The following is a 24,344-nucleotide window of genomic DNA, read 5'->3' on the forward strand; positions in this document are numbered from 1 at the left end:
GAAACGCTGGCGAATACCCTGAAAAAGCAGGGACTGACCTATAAACGAACCCGCCTGTCGCTTAAAAAAAGCGCAACGAAACGGAGTTTGCAAAAAAATCCGCCTTGCTGAGCAAAATTAAGGCCGGGGCACAGTTAGGCCATTACCGTCTGGTCTATTTTGATGAGGCGGGTTTTGCCGCGTCTCCTCCAGTGCAATATGGCTGGAGTCCACGGGGTAAGCCCCATGAGACTGAGCCTCAAGCCCATGGCAGAAGGTCAGTTCTGGGGGCGTTAAATTACACGGACAACACGCTATTTTACCAGACAACCTCAGGCAGTATTACGCGAGCTGATGTGATTGATTGTTTAGAACAGGTCGCCAAACAAGGAGACAACCGTTTGACATTTTTAGTGCTAGATAATGCGCGTATCCACCATGGGATCGCGGAAAAAACCAGACATCGCTGGTTACAAGAGCACAACCTGCTTTTACTTTATCTTCCCGCCTACAGTCCAGAGCTGAATCTGATTGAAATCGTCTGGAAACAAGCCAAATATCACTGGCGACGTTTTATCACCTGGACTCAAGATACCATGGAGTATGAGCTAAATACGCTATTGGAAGGTTATGGTGATCAATTTGCAATTAATTTTTCTTGAGTACTTAATTACAGATTAATTAACTGTTTTATGCGAGTTATTTCTCATAGGAATATAGGAAATAACTCTAATTTACTGGCCCATTAATTTTTAATTACCTTTATTTTTATCTTTGGTCAGGACCTGAATTATAATAAGGTGATCACAAAGGATCACCTTATATTTATTATTCTTTCACTTCAAAACAGAGTTTCTGACAATACTACCTCGCACCGCCAATCGTTGCTGTCATTCTGATGTGACGATTGTCGGTGATTTCAAGGTTAGATAATACAACCAAGCGCGGTAATACACGGCGCAAGAAGCGAGAGAGTAACGGCCGCAGTGCGTGATTTACCAATAGCACTGGTGGTGCACCCAACATTTCCTGACGCTCCAACGCTTCTGCCGCCTGACGTTCAAGGCTTTCAGCCAAGCCCGGCTCTAAGCCGCCACCATTTTGCAGCGCTTGCAGCAGTAATCTTTCCAGACCGGCATCCAGGCCAATCACTTTGATCTCATCCGCTCCCGGGAACCATTGTTGAGCAATCGCCCTGCCCAGTGCAATTCGGATCATCGCCGTCAATTCATACGGATCTTTCTGTACCGGTGCGTGTTCTGCCAGCGTTTCAATAATGGTACGCATATCGCGAATCGGCACTTGTTCTGCCAATAGGTTTTGCAGAACTTTATGCAGCGTTGTCAGGCTGACGACATCAGGAATGAAATCTTCCGTCAATTTCGGCATTTCCTGACTAACACGCTCAAACAGTTGCTGTGCTTCCTGTCTTCCAAAGAGTTCACTGGAATGTTGGGAAAGCAAATGGTTAAGGTGAGTCGCCACTACGGTACTGGCTGCTACAACTGTATAACCTTGTACCTGTGCCTGTTCTCTTAAGCTGTCATCAATCCAGACTGCCGCCAGGCCAAAGGCCGGATCTGTCGTCAAATCCCCTTGCAGTTCACCTACAGCGCCACCCGGATTAATCGCCAGCCAGCGGCCCGGATGAGCTTCACCACGACCAATTTCGACACCTTTCATCATGATACGGTAACTGGCTGGTGCCAATTCAAGATTGTCACGGATATGCACGACAGGGGGCAAATATCCCACTTCTTGCGCGAATTTTTTACGAATACCACTGATACGACCAAGCAACTCGCCATTTTGGCGGAAGTCCACCATCGGGATCAAACGATAGCCAACTTCCATACCTAGCGGATCTTCCAATTGCACATCAGACCATGATGCTTCTGCGGTTTGTTGCTGTTCTTCTACCGCTTTTATCTCTTCATGTTGTGCCATAAGCGGATTTTTGTCCTTACGCAATAGGAAATAACCCACGCCTGCCAATGCTGCCGTAAACAATAAAAAGACAAAGTTAGGCATACCCGGCACCAAGCCGAGTAAGCCAAGTACACCAGCACTTAACATCATCACTTTAGGATTGTTGAAAAGCTGGGTTACCATTTGCTGACCAACATCTTCATCAGTCGCTACACGAGTTACGATAACACCCGCCGCGGTAGAGATGATCAATGCAGGTAACTGGGCAACCAATCCGTCACCGATAGTCAACAAGGTATAAGCTTCTGCCGCATCACCCAAAGCCAAACCATGTTGGGCAACACCAACAATCAAACCACCGATAACGTTGATCACCAATATCATCAATCCGGCAATCGCATCACCGCGCACAAATTTACTTGCACCGTCCATTGAGCCGTAGAAATCCGCCTCCTGTGTCACCTCAGCACGACGTTTTTTCGCTTCATCTTCGCCGATCAATCCGGCATTCAGGTCAGCATCAATCGCCATTTGTTTGCCGGGCATGCCATCCAGCACAAAACGCGCACCGACTTCTGCGATACGCCCTGCACCTTTGGTAATGACCATAAAGTTAATCAGGATCAAGATAACAAAAACCACGATACCTATCGCAAAATTACCGCCGACAAGGAAGTGACCAAAAGCTTCTACGACTTGCCCCGCGGCCGCTGAGCCAGTATGCCCTTCCATCAGGATAATTCGCGTGGAAGCGACGTTTAGTGACAGACGCAGTAAAGTTGAGAACAGCAGAATTGTCGGGAATGCGGCAAAGTCCAGCGTCCGACGGGTGAACATCGCCACCAGCAAGACCATGATGGAAAGTGCAATGTTGAAAGTGAATAACAGATCAAGCAGGAATGGTGGCAACGGCAGTACCATCATCGACAAGATCATGAGAATCAAAACAGGCCCCGCAAGCATTTGCCACTGGGAGCCTTTTATATTCCCCGGTAAACGATTTCCCGATAAACGTAGTAATGAGGCCAGATTAGCCATGACGATTATTTTCTCCAGCGAAATCCAGTGCTGGCGGCACTGGCAGATTTTCAGGTTTTTTCGGTTTCAGGCCACCTTCCTGTTTCCAACGTTTCAATTGGTAAACCCAGGCAAGCACTTCTGCGACAGCAGCATAGAGCGCCGCAGGAATAAAGCCGCCTACCTCAGCATGACGAAATAACGCCCTCGCTAAAGGTGGAGCTTCCAGTAACGGAATGCGATTTTCAGCACCGATTTCTTTAATGCGCAAGGCAATAAGCCCTGCCCCTTTTGCCAATACTTTAGGGGCGCTCATCTTTTTGCTGTCGTATTGCAAGGCAACAGCGTAATGGGTTGGGTTGGTGACAATGACATCAGCTTTTGGCACATCCGCCATCATGCGCTTACGCGCAGCCGCTCGCTGTTGTTGACGGATCCTTGCCTTTACATGGGGGTCCCCTTCTTGTTCCTTAAATTCATCCTTGATCTCCTGACGGGTCATTCTCAATTTTTTCAAGTGGCTGCGGATTTGATAAAGCACATCAAACGCCACCATCGGTATCAGCATAAATAAGACAACATAGCCGGCAAAAATCAGCATCATCATCGCATCACTCAACGCCATCAGCGGAGGCTGGGCAGTCAGGTTGAGCATGGCAGGCCAGTTCAACCAGATAAACAGCGCGGCACCGCTTCCCACCAATGATGCTTTCAGGATGGCTTTGAACAGTTCTGCCAACGCATTCATGGAGAAGATTTTCTTCAAACCAGAAATGGGATTCAACTTAGCCAAGTCAAATTTGATGGATTTTGAGCTGAATAACAGCCCGCCCATTAAAGCGGGTGCGCTGAGCGCAATTAAAACCAACCCGACAAAAACCGGCAGCAATGCCCAGACTGCCTGTTTCAGCAATCGGCCGACTTGTTGCACCATCTGTTTGTCATTACTAACCATATTGTGATCGAAGTTGAATCCTTCAAACACCATCAGGGAAAGATCATAGGTGATCGATTGTCCGCTCATCCAGAGCAGGCTTACGCCTCCAGCTAACATCAGGATGGAAGTGAGTTCCCTGGAACGCGCAATTTGCCCATTTTTACGGGCTTTTTCCCGTTTATGGGGCGTGGGTTCTTCGGTTTTTTCGAGATCGCTATCTTCAGCCACAGCTTTCCTTGGTGAGCGTTCGTTATTGCATGCAGAAAATTTGCCTTTGGAAAAGGGCAAATAAAATTGTGTTAAGCATGACAAAAGCCCAGAAATTCAATGGCGGGAACACTGCGAAATTTGCAGGGGTATTTGGGGAATTATGAGAGTGCCGGAGGCTGGATGCCTCCGGTATGGTCGGAACAGGTTATATGCCTTAAATTTGCCGCAAGAATAACTTTTTTTGTACGAAATCAATTAAGACAGCATGTTTCTTGAAAAAATCACCCCCAAGCAACCCGTCCTTCGTAAATGAAGCATCGATATTATCCAGCTTCATCGCATATATTTTATCTTTATTTTTTGAATGCGAGATTTCCATCGGGATGAAAGTACACTTCTCATCAGTGAGTGCCGGGTAAATACTGCTACAGGTAACGGTATCCTGCGGATTTGGAACTCGATCTGACTTTATTATCGAAATCGTTGAGCCTGTATCAAGCACCAGATCGCGCTTTTTACCACCAACCTCAACAGTAAGTATTAATCCTTCATCAGATAACTGAAAAGGAACTTCAACCCAGTCTGGATCGATCCAGGAATTTAAATTTGTGTCTTTATCAATGACAGTCAATTTCATACGGCCGTAATCGATAAGGAATCGATGATCGTGAAAGAAACCAAGACCGATCACTGAATATTCCGGGGGCGTTTCTTTCCCTGTCAACGTTACGCCCCATGGAGCAAATTCGGCACCTTCAATGTTATGAAATGGTTCACCGTTTACCGTGACATTTTTAATTATAAATTGTGCGTCTTCTTTCGCTTCTCCAAGAATATTCGTCGAACGTCTCTTTTGACCTGTAAATTTTAGAGACTTTATATCGTTGGCTATCTCTTTAGATAAGTGAAGCCCTGTGCTTGATCCTGTATCAAGCATTAAAGAATGCACTTTTCCATCAAATTCCAGTGTGATAAGCGGCGATGAAAACTTATCCCATGAGATAGGTAACTCCAGAGGAGCTGCCTGCACTTCAGTAATCTGCCATATCGCCATCAAAATGACGGGAATTAATTTTCTGTAGCTTAACAATTTGTTACTCCTAATCAGAAGATAATTCTCTCTTAGAGAGATTTATGTTAATCTCTCCTGCCTCTTATCAGCCAACATTAATCTGCCTTCACCACTGGTTTAATATCAATACTATCGGCATTAACATCACGGATATGGTCTTTCGTCAAACGATAGACAACCGGGCTGAGCATAGCAACCGCGATCAGATTCGGGATTGCCATCATGGCATTAAGGGTATCTGCCAGCAACCAGACAAAGGTCAACGACTGAGTAGCACCAATCGGCAACGCGATAATCCAAGCAATGCGGAAAGGCACTATGGCTTTTGGCCCCAATAAATATTGGATACATTTCTCACCGTAGAAGCTCCAGCCCAAAATAGTTGTGAAGGCGAAAATAGCCAAGGCAACGGCAACGATATAGTTACCTCCCGGGATCACAGATGAGAAGGAAGATGCGGTTAGTGTTGCGCCTGTTTCACCTGTCAGCCAGCCACCGGTAATAACAATAGTTAATCCTGTAACGGAACAAACAATGATCGTGTCAATAAAGGTTCCCAGCATGGCAATCAAGCCCTGACGAATTGGGTTTTGGGTTTTTGCCGCTGCATGTGCGATAGGTGCACTTCCCATTCCCGCTTCGTTAGAGAAGACTCCACGAGCAATACCAAAACGAATCGCCGCCCAAACTGCTGCACCCGCAAACCCACCCTGTGCGGCAACCGGGGTGAAAGCGGATTTGATGATTAAAGCAAACGCTTCTGGGATAGCTGTCACATTGAGGGCCAGAACGATAACCCCTGCACCAAAGTAACCCACTGTCATGACAGGTACTAATTTACCTGCAACGTCAGAAATACGTTTGATGCCACCAATCAACACTGCACCAACCAAAATAACCAGGATTCCGGCTGTTATGGTTTTCTCAATACCAAAGTTACTTTGCAATACATCAGCAACGGAGTTGGCTTGTACTGTATTGCCAATCCCAAAACCCGCAATACTGCCGAAGAAGGCGAAGAGCGTTCCCAGCCAAACCCACTTTTTCCCCAAACCATTTTTAATGTAATACATCGGGCCGCCAACGTAATTACCATTTTTATCGGTTTCACGGAAACGTACTGCCAGTACCGCTTCTGAATATTTCGTCGCCATGCCGACCAGTGCGGTCATCCACATCCAGAACATCGCACCTGGCCCGCCCATGACAATAGCGGTCGCTACACCTGCGATATTCCCTGTCCCTATCGTCGCTGACAAGGCTGTCATTAACGCATTAAAAGGTGAGATTTGTCCTTCACCTCGTTGTTCATTTTTTTGAAAGAGTAATTTGAACCCTGTGCCCAATTTACGGATCGGTAAAAAGGACAGACGAATCTGCATGAAGATACCAATACCCAGAAGCCCGACGAGCATGGGAACTCCCCATACTACCCCGTTTACCGCACTTAACCATTGCGTAATCAATTCCATATACACCCTCGGCATTTAAAATAACAAGTTAGCAACAAAATTGTTTCAATTAAATAAAGAGCATTTTGGAGAAATAAGCGAGGACTAATTGAGTATCATTGGCAAGAAAAAATTGATACTGTGAGTTTGGTCACTCGTTCTGGTTACTTTTCATCAATGTTATTGATAACAATTCCTCTTACATCACTCATTCTGATATCAATCCTCTTTAAACAAACTTTTATCTCCTCCTTAAAGAAATTAAAGGTTTTTTATAGTGAATAAATAGGTATTATTTATAAAATGAATAGTTTCTTAGATAACTAAAGGATTTTCAGTGGCAAGAGTGGGTTACATCAGAGTGTCAACAAATGACCAAAATAGTGATTTACAAAGAAATGCGTTGGTTAGTATCAACTGTGAGTTGATTTTTGAAGACAAAATCAGTGGGAAAACCGCTAATCGTCCGGGGCTAAAACGTGCTTTAAAACATCTTGAATCCGGTGATACGTTAGTGGTTTGGAAGTTAGATCGGCTAGGGCGCAGTGTGAAAAATCTGGTGACACTCATTTCAGAACTGCATGAACGCGGTATTCATTTTCAAAGCCTGACTGACAGTATCGATACCAGTACCGCAATGGGACGATTTTTCTTTCATGTAATGAGTGCATTGGCAGAAATGGAGCGCGAACTGATTGTAGAAAGAACCAATGCAGGCCTGGCAGCAGCGCGGGAACAAGGACGAATAGGAGGACGGCCGGTGGTGTTTACTGAGGAAGATCGACAACAAGCCGCCAGGTTGCTGATTAAAGGACATACCCGAAAACAGTTGTCGATTATTTACAATGTGTCGTTATCAACGATTTATAAGTATTTACCGGTGGGAAAAGTGGCTAACTTCCCATTCCATGATTTACCTGATTAGAAAGCTGCGGTGTTGAAAAAGTGAAGTCTTTTATTAAATCAACCCATTCTGTTGGTTTTTCAATGTGTACAGCATGACCACTATTCATTTCTTTATATGTACTGTTTTTCACATTGTTATAAACTTCACGCACTAAATAAGGTGGAATTAACGTATCTCTGCTTAATCCAATAACCAGAGTATCTTTATCTATTTGATTCAGATAGCCTTTTATATTTATGCTTAATCCCAAGGCAATTCGTTTTTCTATCTCTTTTTCTGCGGGTTGAGAGCAGATTTTCTGTATCGTTTCATGCCCCAGTGAGGAAATAAATTCTGGGCTCAAGGCATGGGATAAACCAAAAGCCGTTGCTGACGCTTTATCATTCAGCTCCAGATGCAGCCAAGTATTGAATATCAATTGATGGCGGGGATCATCATTTGTTGCCCACGGTGCAGTCAATATCAATTTATTGATTAAATGCGGATACTTTGCTGCCACAACAGCAGCTACTACAGCTCCCAAAGAAACCCCCACCAAATCAACAGGAACCTCACCACTGTCTTCTATCAAAACAGCGATTTGCTCTGCAATTTGTTCAATAGTCAGGGCTTCTGATGGTAAACTTGAATGACCACACCCTGCATAATCAGGAATGATTACCGTTCGATCACCGATAAATGCTTTTTTTATTTCGCCAAAACTGCTACTGCCACTGCTATTTGTACCATGCAGAAAAACAACTGCATTTTTATTGTCTTCCTGATCTTCTCCGAATTCTTTACGGTAAGATACAAATGAATCTTTCAACTTAATGATTTTATTAATCGACTTCACAATGTTTTCCTCTGCATGATTTGGACTATTGTATATTTATACACTAGAACAATGGGATAACACTGTGAGCTAACCTAATAATCTCAAAGCAGACGTTTGGGTTTGCCATCAGACTCACCCAAACGCGATCAAAAGATGAAAGTTCTATTAAAAACTCTGTTCGTTAAGTCACTATCGCTCGTTATCAAAAACCTAAACTATCCAATAAATCATCAACCTGTGCCTGATTGGCAATAACACCAGTACCACTTTGGTTAACTTGAGGACCGTTAAGAAGACTATCGTTCTCTTTTTTCGCTTTAGCCATCTGGTCAGAGGGCATATTCTCCATTAATACCATAACCAACTGTTTTTCCAGTTCCTGAATGACTTCCATCATCCGCTTGATTACCTGCCCAGTAAGATCCTGAAAGTCTTGCGCCATCATGATCTCAAGCAATTGAGCATTGGTAAACGAGGCATAATCAGGCACGAGATTCAGGTAATTTCTCGTGTCTGTAACTAATGAGCGGGCATCCATCAGCTCCAAATTGTTCGGGTTTGCAAACCACTCATCCCAACGTTGGGACAAATTTTTTGCTGACGCCTCCAATTCGTTCTGACGGGGCTGCGCGACTTCAACACAGTTCAGCACCCTTTCAGCCGCTTGTGCCGTCATTTGGACAACGTAATTCAATCGCTCCCTCGCGTCTGGGATCGCCTCAGCCGCCTGAGCAATAGTTTGATCCAATCCCAGTTCACGTAGACTATCGCGCAGCATTCTCGTTAACTGCCCGATACGACTGATTATTTCGCTGGTAGAGATCGCCTCATCTCTCGGCATGACTGGATTTTCACTCATTTTGTCTCCTTAGAGCCCCAATTTTTCAAATATTTTATTGAGTTTCTCTTCCAAAATAGCCGCAGTAAACGGTTTCACGACATAACCGCTGGCTCCGGCCTGTGCTGCTGCAATAATGTTTTCTTTTTTCGCCTCTGCCGTCACCATCAAAACAGGTAAGGCAGCCAGTTTTTCCTCACTGCGAATTGTTTTCAGCAATTCGAGACCATCAATGTTTGGCATGTTCCAGTCAGAAATAACAAAATCAAATTCAGTAGTACGAAGTTTGGTCAACGCCTCTGCCCCATCCTGCGCTTCATCGACATTATTGAAGCCCAACTCTTTCAGTAGATTACGCACAATTCGGCGCATAGTTGAAAAGTCATCAACCACCAGAAATTTCAGATCCTTACTTGCCATAAAAACTCCTTGGAATTTCACTTACCCGACAGCACTGTTTTGCAAAAACTGCGCTGCAAAAATTAATATCGAATAACAACTACTAAATACGAATCGACTGTCCTGCGCTGATTTTTGCCAGCATAGCTTTACTGATTTTTTGGATGTCCATGACATCATCCACCGCTCCCAGTTGGATTGCGGCACGTGGCATACCAAATACCACACAGCTCGCTTCACTCTGAGCAAGTGTATAGGCACCTGCCTGTTTCATTTCCAATAAACCTGCGGCCCCATCACTGCCCATGCCAGTTAAGATAACCCCCACGGCATTACGCCCCGCGTATTTGGCAACGGAACGAAACAAAACATCAACGGAAGGACGATGGCGATTGACCGGTGGAGCATTGGTTATCATGATTTGGTAATTGGCACCACTGCGACAAAGCTCCATATGGCAGTCCCCTGGAGCAATGTAAGCATGTCCCGGCAGAACTCGCTCGCCATCCTCTGCTTCTTTGACTGTGATCTGACTCAGTTTATTGAGCCTTTCCGCAAATGATCGTGTGAAGCCTGGGGGCATATGTTGTGTAATCAGCAACGCCGGGCTGGTAACTGGCAGGAATTGCAACAGGTTTTTGATGGCCTCAGTTCCTCCTGTCGAAGCCCCGACGGCGATCAGTTTTTCACTGGATAATAACGGCTTGAAATTCAATGGCGTTGTATTCACAGGCTCAGGTGTCATGGTACTGACTTTTGCCTGCGCTGCCGCACGGATTTTCTCGGCAATCATCTCACTATAGGCTAACATACCTTCGCGGATGCCCAACTGGGGCTTAGTGACAAAGTCCACTGCCCCCAGTTCCAGCGCCTTCAATGTAATTTCCGAACCTTTTGCTGTCAGAGAAGAAACCATCACAACAGGCATAGGACGTAATCGCATTAGTTTTTCCAGAAAATCAATGCCATCCATGCGCGGCATCTCAACATCCAATGTTAATACCTGTGGGTTGTGTTTTTTTATTAAATCACGGGCAACAAATGGATCCGGAGCACAATCCACCACTTCCATATCTGGATGACTATTGATAATTTCCCGCATGATTTGACGCATCAGCGCCGAATCATCCACACAAAGAACAGTTATTTTATTCATGACCCCCTCCTTGCCCGACCTACACCGTAAACGGTCTGTCCTTGCAAGTAGAACTCTCGGCTGATTTGAGTGACATTTTCGGAATGCCCTGCGAAGAGCAAACCATCCGGTTTTAAGAAATTGACAAAACGGCGCAAGATCCGTTCCTGCGTTTTTTTATCAAAATAAATCATGACATTGCGACAGAATATCGCATCAAATTTACCTTCGAGCGCCCACTCTGAATCCAAGAGATTCAGGTGCTGAAAACTCACCATTTCAGCCAGTAAAGGGCGAACCCGAGCATATCCTTCAAAGAGGCCAACACCTTTGAAAAAGTATTTTTTCTTTTGGCTCTCGCTCAGATACTGCAATTCTTCCAGCCGATAAACACCTTGCCGTGCTTTTTCCAGCACACTGGTATCAATATCGCTGCCAATGATTTTTATCCGATTTGACCGATGCCCCAGTGCATCACACAAGGTCATTGCAATAGAATATGGCTCCTCCCCCGTTGAAGCGGCGGCGCTCCAAACGCGGTATGTTCCTCCATTTTTCCTGCTGGCATGTGTTGCCAGAATGGGAAAATGATGGGCTTCCCTGAAAAATGCCGTGAGATTAGTGGTCAACGCATTGATAAATGATTCCCATTCGCTGCTGTGGCTATCTTGTTCCAGAATCGACAGGTATTCACCAAAATTATCGAGTCCTAATACACGAAGCCGCCTGACTAAGCGGTTGTAAACCATCTCACGTTTATTTTTTGCCAGTACAATGCCAGCTTGTTGATAGATAAACTGGCAGATGCGCTCAAATTGCGCATCTGACAAAGCATGCCGCTGAAACATAAAATTCAGCGGTGCAGTAGCATCAGTAACTGAAGCTATTAAGTTAGATTTCATCTGACCTCAGCGTACTTGACTTACAACATACTCATCGGTCATGTTTGATGCAGAAGAGGCCTGATGATCATACTCATCTTCCAAGCCCTTGGGCAGTTCAAACTGAGCAACTGTTTTCACCAAGATGTCTGCCTTATCTTCAAGTGCCGCCGCCGCTGCCGCAGATTGTTCCACTAAGGCCGCATTTTGCTGTGTGACTTGATCCATCTGACTAACCGCTTGGGCAACTTGATGGATGCCACGGCTTTGTTCATCAGAAGCAGCGGCGATTTCAGCCATCAGCTCAGTCACGCGGTTAACCGCTTTGACTAATTCATCCATGGTATAGCCCGCGTTATTCACCAGCTCTGAGCCTTGATTAACACGTTGGACAGATTCATCGATTAAGGTTTTGATCTCTTTTGCTGCCTCAGCACTTCGTTGTGCCAAATCACGTACTTCACCTGCTACCACAGAGAATCCACGCCCTTGCTCACCTGCACGCGCCGCTTCTACGGCTGCGTTCAATGCCAGGATATTGGTCTGGAAGGCAATACCATCGATCACACTGATAATGGCGCTGATTTTCTTTGAACTGTTGGCAATTGCATCCATGGTTGCCACAACACTGATGGTCAATTCACCACCTTTTGAAGCAGTCTCGGAGGCAGATACAGCCAGTTCACTCGCCTGACGTGCATTTTCAGCATTCTGCTTGACGGTTACGGTCAGTTCTTCCATGCTGGCAGCCGTCTCTTCCAATGATGCAGCCTGTTCTTCTGTACGTGATGATAAGTCTGTATTGCCCTGTGTGATTTCCTGAATACCCGAATACATCTGGTTGGTATTTTCACGCACAGAAGCAATGGATTTGATTAATGATTTCTGCATGTCGCGCAGCTTTCTGAAAATATCGCCAATTTCATCATTGGTCGTAACGGCAACTTCCTTATCCAAGCGACCTTCTGCCACGTCCTGAAAACAGGCTCTCATATTTGAGAATGGTCTTAGCAGGTTGCGTCGTAGCCACCAATGAGCTGAAATGGAAACAACAAGCACCATTAGAATAGAGCCAAAGAACATGGCAATGGAAACTTTGTAGTAAAATGCACCATCAGAAACCGCTGAGCTAATGTTAGCCCCGAGGTACTGCATATAGTTGTTATATGCAATTTCCATCTTACGCTGATAATCTTCTGTAGGTTGATCAAGGAAAGCCTGAAAGTTTCCTTCATAGAGGTAAGTTTTGAGCTCTTTCAGTGCATTAATATATTCTTGGTAAGAATGTTCAACCGTAACTAATAATTCTGCACCACTATCCGTTTGTTCCATCCGAGGTAATGCACTGAATTTGGCAAAACTTCTGTCTGCTTCATTCAATGAGCTTTTAAGTAACGCCTCCATTGCGTCTATCTGCGTTTGTGACTGCCCCACTTTTTGGGCAATTGCGATTTTGTTCAGTGTGTTACGTGTTTGCAATAATGCCGCCCAACTCAGGCCAAGGGTATCTCTCCGTTGAGTTCCCAGGTCAATTCTTTCGATATATGACTGGTCTGTATGAATTATTCCCAGAGACAAACCACTCGAAATAATTTGCATAACACAAAACATCATCAATAACAGATACAAACTGGTTGATATGCGAAACCTGCCTAACATGTAATCACCTCGTTTAACGGCTGCATTATGCAGCCGTGATCATCGCTATTATTTTTTTAGAACGTTTCCCAATTAGATGGGTCTTCCACATTACTGCTTTTCTTCAGTACGGGAGAATTCGTCTTATTAGCTGGAGGAGTTGACGATTTACTCGTCAATGAAACGTCATGTTTTCTTTTTTCAGGCTGTATCCTTTCTGCCTGCTCCGGTAACTGGAACAACGCGACGGCTTTGGTCAATACTTTGGCTTGCTCTTCCAATGCTGCGGCTGCGGCAGCAGACTGTTCAACCAATGACGCGTTTTGTTGGGTAACTCTGTCCATTTCAGAAATAGCCACACCAACCTGGGTAATTCCTCTGCTTTGCTCATCTGAAGCTGACGCAATTTCTCCCATAATGTCGGTCACGCGGGTCACGGAATCGACAATTTTATTCATGGTTTCGCCAGCACTTTCCACCTGTATAGAGCCTGTGTCAGTACGATTTACCGAATCCTCAATCAGTGATTTGATCTCTTTGGCCGCTTCTGCACTACGCTGTGCCAGATTGCGTACTTCACCCGCAACCACGGCAAAACCACGTCCGTGCTCACCAGCACGGGCTGCTTCTACAGCGGCGTTAAGCGCAAGGATATTGGTTTGGAAAGCGATAGCATCAATTACGCCAGTGATGTCAGAGATTTTGCGAGAACTGTCTGCAATTTCATGCATGGTTTGTACGACATTAGCCACCACTTTTCCACCCTGACGGGCGATATCAGAGGCGTTGTCAGCCAAGTTGCTGGCTTGACGGGCATTATCAGCATTTTGTTTTACTGTCGCGGTCAACTGCTCCATGCTGGCAGCCGTTTCTTCCAGCGAAGCAACCTGCTGTTCAGTTCGGGCAGAAAGATCGTTGTTACCCGCAGCAATTTCACTGGTGCCGGTATAGATGGTTTCAGTACTTTGATGAACGCTTCTGACCGTACTGATCAATTCTTCCTGCATGTGTTTGAGACCAACCGCTAACATACCCATTTCATTGTTACCAGATACGGTAATTGTCTGGGTTAAGTCCCCTCTTGAGAAAGATCTGATGTTATCCAGTAACTTGTGCAATGGATCGATCAGTGCCTTACGTAACCCAATCCAGCTTAAGGTCATCACTGCAACTAACAGTACAAATACGGAGATCAGGCTGATGATAATATTACGGTAAGCGGTATCGGCTGCAGCAGATATTTCATCATACAGTTTGTCATTCTGGTTCTGATAAGATGAATATTCCGCAGCAAAAGCATTCTGGATGCCGGTAGTTGGCTGTTCAAAAAAGGATTTATAATCTTTTTTTGACAGCATGAGATCCAACCCTTTCAAGGCATTGAGGTAATCACGATGAGTTTGTATCAATGCCTGAGTACGCTCAGCATCACGTGACAGCAGTGCTGGCAATTTTTCAAACTGTTCAAAACGACGTTCCGCGATAACAAGATTGACCTTAGCTTCAGCCCTGATATCATCAACGACGTACCCACTATCAACATTATGCTCTTTCATCAGCATAACTAAACTAATGCGGTTCAGGTTATTACGGGCCTGAAGCAGGTTAACCCAGCTTTCATCCAATAATTTTTGTCGCACACGCAACTCATCGGTCAGCTCAAACGCCTCTGTATCGTTCTTCAACCCATTGAAGAACAACCCCCCGGATATAAGTTGCAGAGCACCAAACAATATGATGACTGAGATGAGTCCCGTCACTATCTTCATTCGGTTAAACATGACTTCCCTTTTGTAATAAATGGCTATGCCAGTGTTATCGGCAGGCTGAAAGGGAACTTTACGCGTAATTCTACAAATTGATTTTTTGCAGCATTTTTTTGATCCAGAACAAATGGGCTGCTGCTTTTTATTGCAACAGCCCTAAAAGTATTGCAACAGCCCTAAGACATTAGCCTTTAGCGACTGAATCTACCAATGCCATTTCTTCACTGCTGAGAAGTTTTTCGATATCAACCAGAATCAACATCCGTTCATCAAGAGAGCCAAGCCCTGTCAGATACTCTGTTGATAATGTCACCGCAAACTCTGGAGCAGGACAGATTTGATCTTCTTTCAAAGACAGCACGTCAGACACGCCATCAACTACAATGCCAACGACACGGTTAAGCAAATTCAGGACAATAACAACGGTGTTATCGTTATAAGTGACATCTTCCTGTGAGAATTTGATCCTCAGATCAATGATAGGAACAATCACTCCGCGCAGGTTGGTGATCCCTTTTATAAAAGCAGGAGTATTCGCAATGCGGGTGACGTGGTCATAACCACGAATTTCCTGTACTTTCAGTATTTCAATTCCATACTCTTCGTCACCCAAGGTGAAAACCAGATATTCCTTTCCGGCTGTTTCCCCCGATAATTTATTGAATTCTTCTATGGCTGACATGATGTTACCTTTTACTGTGAGATGACTGTCTTATTTGTTATTCACCAACTCTACTTTGCGCTCTGCCAATTGTTCATGGTTGAGTGCCTGCAAAGCAGGAATATCAATGATGAGTGCCACACTACCATCCCCCATGATGGTGGCCGCCGAAATTCCCGGCACTTTGCGGTAATTGCTCTCAATATTTTTAACAACAACCTGATGCTGCCCCACCAGTTTATCCACCAGTAGTGCATAACGACGCCCGGCACTCTGCACAATGACAGCAATGCCTTTTGTTGGGTCAGTTTCCCCGTTCGGGATATCAAATATGCGGTACAGTTCAAGCAGCGGTAAATATTCACCACGCACCTGCAACAGCTTTTCATCACCCGCCAACGGGTAAATATCTTCATCTTGTGGCTGTAATGAGCTGACTACTGCACTCAATGGCAGAATGAAAACTTCATCATTAACTCTGACAGACATGCCATCCAGTATTGCCAGTGTCAGTGGCAGCAAAATGCGAATGACCGTCCCCTTCCCTGCCTGGAAGTTGATCTGAATCTGTCCGCCCATATCCTGAATATTGCGTTTCACAACATCCATACCGACACCACGACCAGAAACATCCGTTACAACTTCTGCTGTCGAGAATCCGGGAGCAAAAATCAGCATAGCCACTTCTTCATTGCTCATATTTTCACTGACACTCAATCCTTGAGATTGCGCTTTTGCCAAGATCTTCTCACGGTTTAAGCCCGCACCATCATCGATGACTTCAATACAGATGTTTCCCCCCTGATGCTCAGCCGCCAACGTCAAATTACCCGTTTCTGATTTTCCGGCTGCGAGGCGTTTCTCCGGGCTTTCGATACCGTGATCGAGGCTGTTGCGTACCAAGTGTGTAAGAGGATCGATAATCCGCTCAATCAAACTCTTATCCAATTCGGTCGAGCTACCGATCAGTGTCAGTTCCACTTTTTTATCAAGCTTTCCAGCCAGATCACGTACTAAACGTGGGTAACGGCTGAAAACGTATTCCATCGGCATCATGCGGATTGACATGACAGATTCTTGCAAGTCACGGGAATTTCGCTGCAATTGAGTCATACAACTCAACAATTCGCCGTGTTTTGTCGGTTCCAAACTATTACAGTGCTGTGCCAACATAGATTGGGTAATAACTAATTCACCCACTAAGTTGATGAGTTGATCAACTTTTTCAACGGCAACACGAATACTGGAAGATTCCGCACGTTGGCGTGGTGAGCCCGCCGCTGGACGTGGCGCCGGACGCCCAATTTCACGTACATCAGTTTTTTTCGGGGCATTAGTGGGTTGCGAATGATTCGCAGCTACCGCGTTTGCAGCTACAGTAGTCTCTGCCGCTGTATTTTTTGTTGCGGTATTGTCTGTCGTATTTTCTTCTGCTGTTGTTTTTACTCCAGCATCTTGTTTCGTTTCAGTCTCTGTATTTTCTGTATCAGCTTCATTCGTAGGCAAAAAAGTGATTTGCTCAGGCTCAATGACAAAGCACAAGACAGCCGTGATATCATCTTCTGTCGCGGATGTGACTAAAGATGCTTCAATGCTGTTTGAAGTTTGTTCAACATCATAAAGCTCACCAAGATGCCCCAGTTCATCCTTCATTAAACTGACTTCGCGTTCTTTCAACCCGGACAAATGAACACGAATCTGACCATGATGAGATTTGTCTGCCGGAGAATGTTTCTCTGCTGACTGGTTTTCTTTTGCCGGAGCTGCCTCTATCGCCTGTTTTTCTTCAATTTCAGTTGCAACGCCTTCTGTAACAGTTTCAGCCTGAGTTGCAGATGTTGCCGCGAAAAAGTTCTCTTCCTGCCGCTCTTCCTGTAATTCCAGTGCAAGCTGACGCAGTGTTTCGCAGATATAATTGAATGTATCTTCATCCGGCTCCTGAGAACTTTTATAGGCATCCAATTGTTGCTGCATAATATCTTTCGCTTCTAAAAACAGGTTGATAATGTCAATGGTCAGACGGATTTCATCACGTCTGGCACTGTCGAGCAGATTCTCCAAAACATGCGTGGTTTGTTGCAGCTTGGTAAAACCAAAAGTCGCAGCGCCCCCTTTAATAGAGTGGGCGCTGCGAAATATTGCGTTTAACTGTTCATGATCGGGTTCGTCGGCATTGAGCAACAATAAATGCTGCTCCATATCAGCCAATAATTCATCTGCTTCATCAAAGAAAGTCTGATAAAACGCGGTAATATCCATCGTTACTTACTCTGTCATCTTAGTATCACTCGGCGGTTCAGCCGCTGGCTGATCCGATATTGTGATTTCATGTTTTATGATCACATGGGATTGTTCGGTGGGTTGCTGAGCAGGTGCTCCCTCATTCGAATCCATTCTGATGACTTCTTGCATATCCATACTATTATTGGCTGTCATGGCGTTGCCGCCACTATTTTCCTGCTCAATCCTTTTTTCTGCATCTTTATTCAATACAATAATACTGATACGACGGTTAACTGGTGCATTCGGATCGATGCCTTTCTGCATACTCACAGTAGACGCCATGCCTACCACTCGCAGGACTTTGGCTTCATCCAAACCACCAATCAGCAATTCTCGCCTTGACGCATTGGCACGATCAGAGGAAAGTTCCCAGTTACTGTAACCTCGCTGACCATTGGCGTACTGTAAATTATCGGTATGACCAGAAAGGCTGATTTTGTTTGGAATATCATTCAATATCGGCGCAATTGCCCGCAAAATGTCACTCATATAAGTCTCAACTTTTGCGCTGCCAATCATAAACATTGGGCGGTTTGCCTGATCGATAATTTGAATGCGCAACCCCTCATCCATCATGTCGATCAATAAATGAGGACGCAGTTCTTTAAGGCGAGGATCGGTGATAATCAGTTGATCAAGTTGCTGGCGTAACCGATTCAGGCGATGAGTTTCCTCATTGGCTTCAACCGACTTGGTTTGGCGGAAAACTTCCCCATCCTGCTGGAAAACATCATCCCCTCCCCCCGGAATTGGATTGGTGCTATCACTGCTTTGTTGCCCCTTGTTGATCGCTACCTGTAAGGGAGTGCGGAAATATTCGGCAATGCTGGTCAACTCCTGCGGACTGGCGATCGATATCAGCCACATAACCAAAAAGAATGCCATCATTGCAGTCATGAAATCCGCATATGCAATCTTCCATGATCCGCCGGCATGACCATGGCCCGAACCATGTTTTTTGCGTTTTTTTATTCTGACGACAGAAACATTATTCGCTCTCATAATTATTCTTCAACTTCTTGTTGTACAGGAGCTTTAACCCGACGAACATGTTCTTCAAGTTCTGTGAATGAAGGACGATCTGTGAGGAATAAAGTTTTGCGACCGAATTCAACCGCAATTTGTGGTGCATAACCATTCAAACTGGAAAGTAGTGTTACCTTGATACATTGCATCATTTTGATCTGTTCACTACTGCGTTGACGAAGTAATGTCGCCAAAGGAGAAATAAAACCATAAGCCAATAAGATGCCAAGGAACGTTCCTACCATCGCATGTGCGATCAAAGCGCCGAGTTCTCCTGCCGGGCGATCCGCAGATCCTAAGGCATTAACTACACCCATTACAGCAGCAACAATCCCGAATGCAGGCAATGAATCTCCAACCATTGCCAAACTGGTAGCAGGAATTTCACTCTCTTGTTCGTAAGTTTCGATCTCTTCATCCATCAAGGCTTCGATTTCATGAGAATTCATGTTGCCGCTGATGATCAAGCGCATGTAATCAGTAATGAAATTCATCAAATGCTGATCTTTCAACAAACGGGGATACTGTGTAAAAATGTCGCTTTGTTGTGGGTTTTCAATATCCCTTTCCAAAGCAAGAAGCCCGTGCTGGCGGGATTTGGATAACAGGCGGAATTGCAACGCCATAAGATCCATGTACATCGCTTTGTTGTATTTTGATCTGCGCAATATTTTTGGTAAGACACGCAATGTTGCCTTTATCGCCTTGCCATTATTGCCCACGATAAAAGCGCCAATTCCCGCACCTGCAATAATCAAAAATTCCGCTGGCTGATAAAGTGCGCCCATGCGACCACCGACAAGCAGATAGCCACCAATTACCGCACCAAAAACCACGATATATCCTAAAAGTACTAACACGCGATATCCTTTAGCTAAGTTGGTGAGCAGATGGGATTTGAACAGGGTGAATTGATAAATGAAGAAGGGCGTGGAAGCAGGTTACAGGTTTCACATTCAAACCTGTAACCTAGATTTTACTTTCTCATTTAAATTCACATAGCTTGCTGAGCAAATCCATCCAGCAGTTGTGAATTAGTATCGGCAGGTTGAGAGGAAAGTTTACGTTTTTTTACTGCCCGTGAAGGTGGCTGGCAAAGACTGCAAACAAAGCTGTTCACCGGTTGATGAGCATGTGTGATGAAAGTCCCACCACAACAGCGACATTCTGTTGGCTGCAACATACCACTGTCAACAAAACGAACCAGTGTCCAAGCTCTGGTCAAAGCCAAAACAGGTCCATTTTCACTCCCTGGAGGGCATTGCTCAAGGTACAACCTATAGGCTTTTACAACAACCTCTACACCTTCACAATGTCCACTTTTCAATAGAAAACGGTAAGCATTGTAGAACATTGACGAATGAATATTCTGTTCCCAAGTCATAAACCAATCCGTCGAAAAGGGGAGCATCCCTTTAGGCGGAGGGCTTCCCCGCAACTCTTTATACAACCGGATCAATCTGCCCCTGCTTAGTTGCGTTTCACTTTCAAGCATCTGCAATCGCGCGCCTAAAGTAATGAGTTCCATTGCCAGCTGAATATCTTTCGCTTCCTGAACAATACTTTTTTCAACCATCGTTATGCTCTTTTCTTGATTGAAGTGTCATCCTGAGCGGATAACTGCTGAAAAAGATGAGTAGACAGCAAGATACCTGTATGAATTTGTTGCAGATCGTCCACCCGCGATTCCTTCGTTAACTGCTGTACGGTTTCGTGGTCTTCAAACCGAAAATGGCAAATCAGTTGGTTTGTTTCAGCCAATTTTACTAACTGAGGCAATGTCAGCTCGGCCAACGTATCAGCCATCGATTCACTAATACCTAAACGGAACATCGCAGATGCTTTCTCATGGTTAATTAGCCGTTGTGCTAAAAGCAAATACGATAAATTTATGTCATAAATATGTTTGAGCAATTCAACCGTACTCATTTCTATATATCCCGTCCGATTACATGAAAAAATTAAATTAAGTGATCAAAGAATCACTCACGACAAAATTACCAGTAGCATGAGATTCAATAATCTCCGACATAACTGAAATATACATCTTTAGCCAGAGCAGTAACTGTCCTTTGTATTACTCTTGGGATCGCCCAATTTCTAAAATATTTCGGTAATGGGTTGTGAAAGTATTATTGCGTCATCTGGGTAATGCACTTGCCACAATTGATTAAGAATATTCTTAATACTAATTAACTTTACTCCTGAATCATCAACTTATACAACGGAGAATATATGTCATTTTAAATACTATGTGATCCTGATCACAAAATTAACAGTTTTTATTATGATTCTAGCTCATTAACTATTCAAGCAACAAAAAACGAGAAATAGTCTACAATTAATAAGTTAAATTATCTAAATAAAAATATTAGGGACTGTTTTTTGTTTTGTACGATCTATTAAACTTATAAATCCAAAATAACGATAAAAAATCTTTCCTTTAGTAAAATTACCAATATCTTAATAAAATTTGCCTCTTGATAATGTAGGTAGGTACTCATCTTCCACTATAACTTGATTTAGATCATAGTTATGCCAAATTTATTAATTATATGTGAATACTAGTTATTAAAAAGCTACCAGTCTGATCATTTTTAGTTTATGATCGTATCATTTTCACACAGAAGAAAGAGAGATACTTCACCCACTTTGAAGTCAAATATCACACAGATCACAAAAATAAGATAAAATACAGTATGATATTGAAATAAAAAAACATCTGCATCCAAACCCCTCAGTAAACACAACCAGCAATGCTTTGCTAATTCAGCGAAATACACGCCTCTCAAGAGCGCTTAAAGCCATTCTTAGTTACGATCACTAATAAGTTTATCTAAACTAAAAAAGCACGCGCACAGCCTTTCTGTGACATAAATTTAACGAAATTTTCTTTGATGATTATTTCCTCTCATTGGCTAGCTTATGCGCACAAAACATAAGTAAAAATAATCAATATATTTTTTAATCAACCCATAAATGATAAGAATAACAAATGATTTAAAGGAGTTTCCGCAGCATACAATCTGATAGTCAAATTCAATAGGAAAATAGCCTATTGACTAAAAATTAATTTACTTAAATAACAAAAAATATAGGTATAAAATCATTCCCAAATGCAAATTTGGCAACGATTTATTATTGCATAAAACCCAATTAAAAGAAGAATGAATATTTTGAATAGGAAAAATTAATCTAGACATGAAAACAAATATTAAAAAGAAATTTATCCTACTTAACTTTAAATAAAAATCACAATGAATGATTTAAATTGGCGTTTCAAATAAATAAAATAACAGGTAAATATAACTCTATTACTTCATTAAATTCATTTCTATTGTGATAGAGGTTCATATTCAAAGAATAACATCAATACCTATTCTAAATATCTACAGAAATTTTGTTATGATGATAGTTTCAATGGCATACTTTTAGTATGGATTTTTTTCTTAGCTCATACAGAATAAGATAGTAATTAATGAGAATTATTCACAACCATCCACCAAATCAATGAATGTAAAATCATTTAATCTTTTGAACAATGATACAGTAGCTTATTAGTATCCCAATTAGCCATAGAAAATATTTCTATGGCAGCCGTGATAACCCCATTAGGGTATCAACAGAAAAAAACTGAATATAAATACCCAATACCATTATTAGTGTCATTAATAAAACAGGTAAAGCAACTGTACTTTGCACAAAATGAATTTTTCATGCGTACAATGTTCGTACAACATGTGTACAATCAATACTTGTGACAATCTCTTTCCCACAACTATCCATGGTTGACCCATGATTGAAATAAGGCTTGATGTTCTAACTGTTCGCTGCAAACACATACCACATCACAGCGTATGTTGTGTTGTCAAACAGGGACGCCCGGAACATAAAACGTTCTATGTCCTTTATAGCAGATTTATAGTTTTTTTTCAGAAACTCTTTATCGATTTTGCTCTACGGTAAAGACAGTTGTGAAATATCGTACATTAGGTTTTGTACAAGAAAATGAATGGCTAACATTGATAAAAGTGGAATAAATGCACTGACAATCAATACAGAAAATACCTTTCTGAAATTTGCTCTAGCTGACCTATTTAAATACTCGGTGGTATTACCAAACGTTTTCCTTCCCTTTATTACTCTCTCCTCTAATACCGTCAGATTTTTCTCAAACAGAATGATTCTGCTGGCACTCCTGTGATACGCGCCCCGTATCAACTAAAATTTCAACATCAGCATAGCGCAATACCAGTGCATCATTTATTCCATCACCAAGAAAACCAATCAAATGATTATTATTTTACAATGATTTTAAAATGTATGACTTTTGTTAGGGTTAACTGACAAAAAATTGATCTTAATTCCACTTCTTTTGAAAGGTTTTCATCACTCATTAGTTCAATATCAGGGACAATAAGAACATTTCCAGAATCTAAATCCACATCATGACAAACTTTAGCCGTAATGACAGGATTATCTCCGGCAATCACCTTAATCTAAATGATATTTCTTCTTAATACCACAATAGCCATTGCAATGCTCTCTCTTGGTGAATATAAAAATGTTAATAAACCTTGTAGTTCCGCCTCTCTTTTATCAGCAACAGAAGGCTGAAGTTTCACTTCATCAACACTTAACTCCAGTGTCGCTAAGATTAACACCCTGAAACCTTGCTCATTATGGCTACTAACCAGTTCTACTACATTGTTACGACTTTCTTCAGTGAGAGGAATAATTTTCTCTTTTATCCCTATATAGGAGCAAACTAATAGCATTTCCTCAGAGGTATCTGAGCAGACTATTTGATGGTTTTTAAACAAATTTTGTACACAAATTGATAGCCTGAAACTAGCAAAATCAAACGGTAACTCATCAATTTTTCTGTAGCTGCTGAGAAAACCAATACCTGAATTCCCGTTTCCATACCTGATCATCGCTTGAACCATTAAGTTTCTGCCAGCACTTTGGTAAAAGTGGTTTAGCCAAACCTAATAAAGTATCCCTGCCCTCTGTATTTCAAAAATGTTGGAGAATAATTTTGTCTTGAATCAATATCTTCGTTTTATCGGTAAATAGTGCCCCCATAGTCATAGTTGCTTTTCTGCTGCTACGGTGAACATCATCGCTATGCCATCAGTTACATTTGTAACCATTAAAAATGTGCAGGTAACTCTGTTTCAGATACACTTTCAGAACAAGCAGCTTTAGCCTTCACATGAACCATCACATCGTATTTTAGAATTACTTCCTCAGAATCACCTGATTGGTTTGATATTCCAACCAAATCCGAAGAAACTTACTTGATGTGATTATAAACAAAATAATAATAACTTTATTTAGTTCGATTTCTTCTCCATTCAATAATGACAATAAATAATCAGTACGATAACTGTCA

The 24,344-nt window shown here is 43.0% G+C and carries 20 protein-coding genes; 2 read left to right on the top strand and 18 right to left on the bottom strand.

Annotated elements, in window-relative coordinates; all coding sequences use genetic code 11:
- Positions 1 to 104: 104 nt before the first annotated feature.
- Complete coding sequence (locus Xenpb_RS17145; protein ID WP_187655430.1) at positions 105 to 641, top strand: IS630 family transposase; 537 nt, start codon at positions 105 to 107, stop codon at positions 639 to 641.
- Between the two features lie 202 nt (positions 642 to 843).
- Here the strand turns inward: Xenpb_RS17145 and flhA are convergent, their stop codons facing one another.
- From flhA to Xenpb_RS17165, 4 genes are all read right to left on the bottom strand, one after another.
- Positions 844 to 2,946: a flagellar biosynthesis protein FlhA gene (flhA, locus tag Xenpb_RS17150; RefSeq protein ID WP_187655431.1), complete on the bottom strand. Its 2,103-nt coding sequence runs from the start codon at positions 2,944 to 2,946 to the stop codon at positions 844 to 846.
- On the bottom strand, positions 2,939 to 4,090 hold the full coding sequence (gene flhB, locus Xenpb_RS17155; RefSeq protein ID WP_187655432.1) for a flagellar biosynthesis protein FlhB: 1,152 nt from the start codon (positions 4,088 to 4,090) through the stop codon (positions 2,939 to 2,941). The genes flhA and flhB overlap by 8 nt, the downstream gene beginning before the upstream one ends.
- A 196-nt stretch (positions 4,091 to 4,286) precedes the next feature.
- The gene (locus Xenpb_RS17160; protein ID WP_187655433.1) at positions 4,287 to 5,162 is read right to left on the bottom strand and encodes a hypothetical protein; all 876 of its coding nucleotides are present in this window, start codon (positions 5,160 to 5,162) and stop codon (positions 4,287 to 4,289) included.
- A gap of 77 nt (positions 5,163 to 5,239) precedes the next feature.
- Entirely contained in the window at positions 5,240 to 6,616 is a 1,377-nt protein-coding gene (locus Xenpb_RS17165; protein ID WP_187655434.1) for a sodium:alanine symporter family protein, read from the bottom strand.
- 316 nt (positions 6,617 to 6,932) lie between these two features.
- Here Xenpb_RS17165 and Xenpb_RS17170 point away from each other — a divergent pair, with 316 nt between their 5' ends.
- Positions 6,933 to 7,520 carry a recombinase family protein gene (locus Xenpb_RS17170; protein ID WP_187655435.1) on the top strand — a complete coding sequence of 196 codons (588 nt, stop codon included), beginning with the start codon at positions 6,933 to 6,935 and terminating at the stop codon, positions 7,518 to 7,520.
- Here Xenpb_RS17170 and Xenpb_RS17175 read toward each other — a convergent pair.
- The 14 genes from Xenpb_RS17175 to Xenpb_RS17240 form a co-directional block, all read right to left on the bottom strand.
- Positions 7,489 to 8,337 carry an alpha/beta fold hydrolase gene (locus Xenpb_RS17175; RefSeq protein WP_187655436.1) on the bottom strand — a complete coding sequence of 283 codons (849 nt, stop codon included), beginning with the start codon at positions 8,335 to 8,337 and terminating at the stop codon, positions 7,489 to 7,491. The two genes, Xenpb_RS17170 and Xenpb_RS17175, sit on opposite strands and share 32 nt — an antisense overlap.
- Before the next feature lie 184 nt (positions 8,338 to 8,521).
- On the bottom strand, positions 8,522 to 9,178 hold the full coding sequence (gene cheZ / locus Xenpb_RS17180; protein WP_187655437.1) for a protein phosphatase CheZ: 657 nt from the start codon (positions 9,176 to 9,178) through the stop codon (positions 8,522 to 8,524).
- A 9-nt stretch (positions 9,179 to 9,187) separates the two neighbouring features.
- The gene (cheY, locus tag Xenpb_RS17185; RefSeq protein ID WP_187655438.1) at positions 9,188 to 9,577 is read right to left on the bottom strand and encodes a chemotaxis response regulator CheY; all 390 of its coding nucleotides are present in this window, start codon (positions 9,575 to 9,577) and stop codon (positions 9,188 to 9,190) included.
- An 82-nt stretch (positions 9,578 to 9,659) separates the two neighbouring features.
- Positions 9,660 to 10,712 (bottom strand): chemotaxis response regulator protein-glutamate methylesterase, encoded by a 1,053-nt coding sequence (locus tag Xenpb_RS17190; protein WP_099114490.1) that lies wholly within the window; start codon positions 10,710 to 10,712, stop codon positions 9,660 to 9,662.
- Positions 10,709 to 11,593, bottom strand: a complete 885-nt coding sequence (cheR, locus tag Xenpb_RS17195; protein WP_187655439.1) for a protein-glutamate O-methyltransferase CheR — start codon at positions 11,591 to 11,593, stop codon at positions 10,709 to 10,711. Before cheR ends, Xenpb_RS17190 begins: the two co-directional genes overlap by 4 nt.
- A gap of 6 nt (positions 11,594 to 11,599) precedes the next feature.
- On the bottom strand, positions 11,600 to 13,231 hold the full coding sequence (locus Xenpb_RS17200; protein WP_187655440.1) for a methyl-accepting chemotaxis protein: 1,632 nt from the start codon (positions 13,229 to 13,231) through the stop codon (positions 11,600 to 11,602).
- Between the two features lie 56 nt (positions 13,232 to 13,287).
- Positions 13,288 to 14,991 (bottom strand): methyl-accepting chemotaxis protein, encoded by a 1,704-nt coding sequence (locus tag Xenpb_RS17205; protein ID WP_187655441.1) that lies wholly within the window; start codon positions 14,989 to 14,991, stop codon positions 13,288 to 13,290.
- A 169-nt stretch (positions 14,992 to 15,160) separates the two neighbouring features.
- The gene (cheW, locus tag Xenpb_RS17210; RefSeq protein WP_187655442.1) at positions 15,161 to 15,658 is read right to left on the bottom strand and encodes a chemotaxis protein CheW; all 498 of its coding nucleotides are present in this window, start codon (positions 15,656 to 15,658) and stop codon (positions 15,161 to 15,163) included.
- Positions 15,659 to 15,688: 30 nt separating this feature from the next.
- Entirely contained in the window at positions 15,689 to 17,896 is a 2,208-nt protein-coding gene (cheA, locus tag Xenpb_RS17215) for a chemotaxis protein CheA (protein WP_187655443.1), read from the bottom strand.
- Positions 17,897 to 17,902: 6 nt separating this feature from the next.
- A complete protein-coding gene (gene motB / locus Xenpb_RS17220) occupies positions 17,903 to 18,922 on the bottom strand; it encodes a flagellar motor protein MotB (protein WP_187655444.1) in 1,020 nt (339 codons plus the stop codon).
- Positions 18,923 to 18,924: 2 nt separating this feature from the next.
- Entirely contained in the window at positions 18,925 to 19,806 is an 882-nt protein-coding gene (gene motA / locus Xenpb_RS17225; RefSeq protein WP_187655445.1) for a flagellar motor stator protein MotA, read from the bottom strand.
- Positions 19,807 to 19,940: 134 nt separating this feature from the next.
- Positions 19,941 to 20,522, bottom strand: a complete 582-nt coding sequence (flhC, locus tag Xenpb_RS17230; protein ID WP_187655446.1) for a flagellar transcriptional regulator FlhC — start codon at positions 20,520 to 20,522, stop codon at positions 19,941 to 19,943.
- A 2-nt stretch (positions 20,523 to 20,524) separates the two neighbouring features.
- The gene (gene flhD / locus Xenpb_RS17235; RefSeq protein ID WP_010847229.1) at positions 20,525 to 20,875 is read right to left on the bottom strand and encodes a flagellar transcriptional regulator FlhD; all 351 of its coding nucleotides are present in this window, start codon (positions 20,873 to 20,875) and stop codon (positions 20,525 to 20,527) included.
- Between the two features lie 2,570 nt (positions 20,876 to 23,445).
- Positions 23,446 to 23,895 (bottom strand): hypothetical protein, encoded by a 450-nt coding sequence (locus tag Xenpb_RS17240; RefSeq protein WP_187655447.1) that lies wholly within the window; start codon positions 23,893 to 23,895, stop codon positions 23,446 to 23,448.
- Between the last annotated feature and the right edge of the window lie 449 nt (positions 23,896 to 24,344).

The sequence above is a fragment of the Xenorhabdus sp. PB62.4 genome, assembly GCF_014467285.1.
GTDB lineage: Bacteria > Pseudomonadota > Gammaproteobacteria > Enterobacterales > Enterobacteriaceae > Xenorhabdus.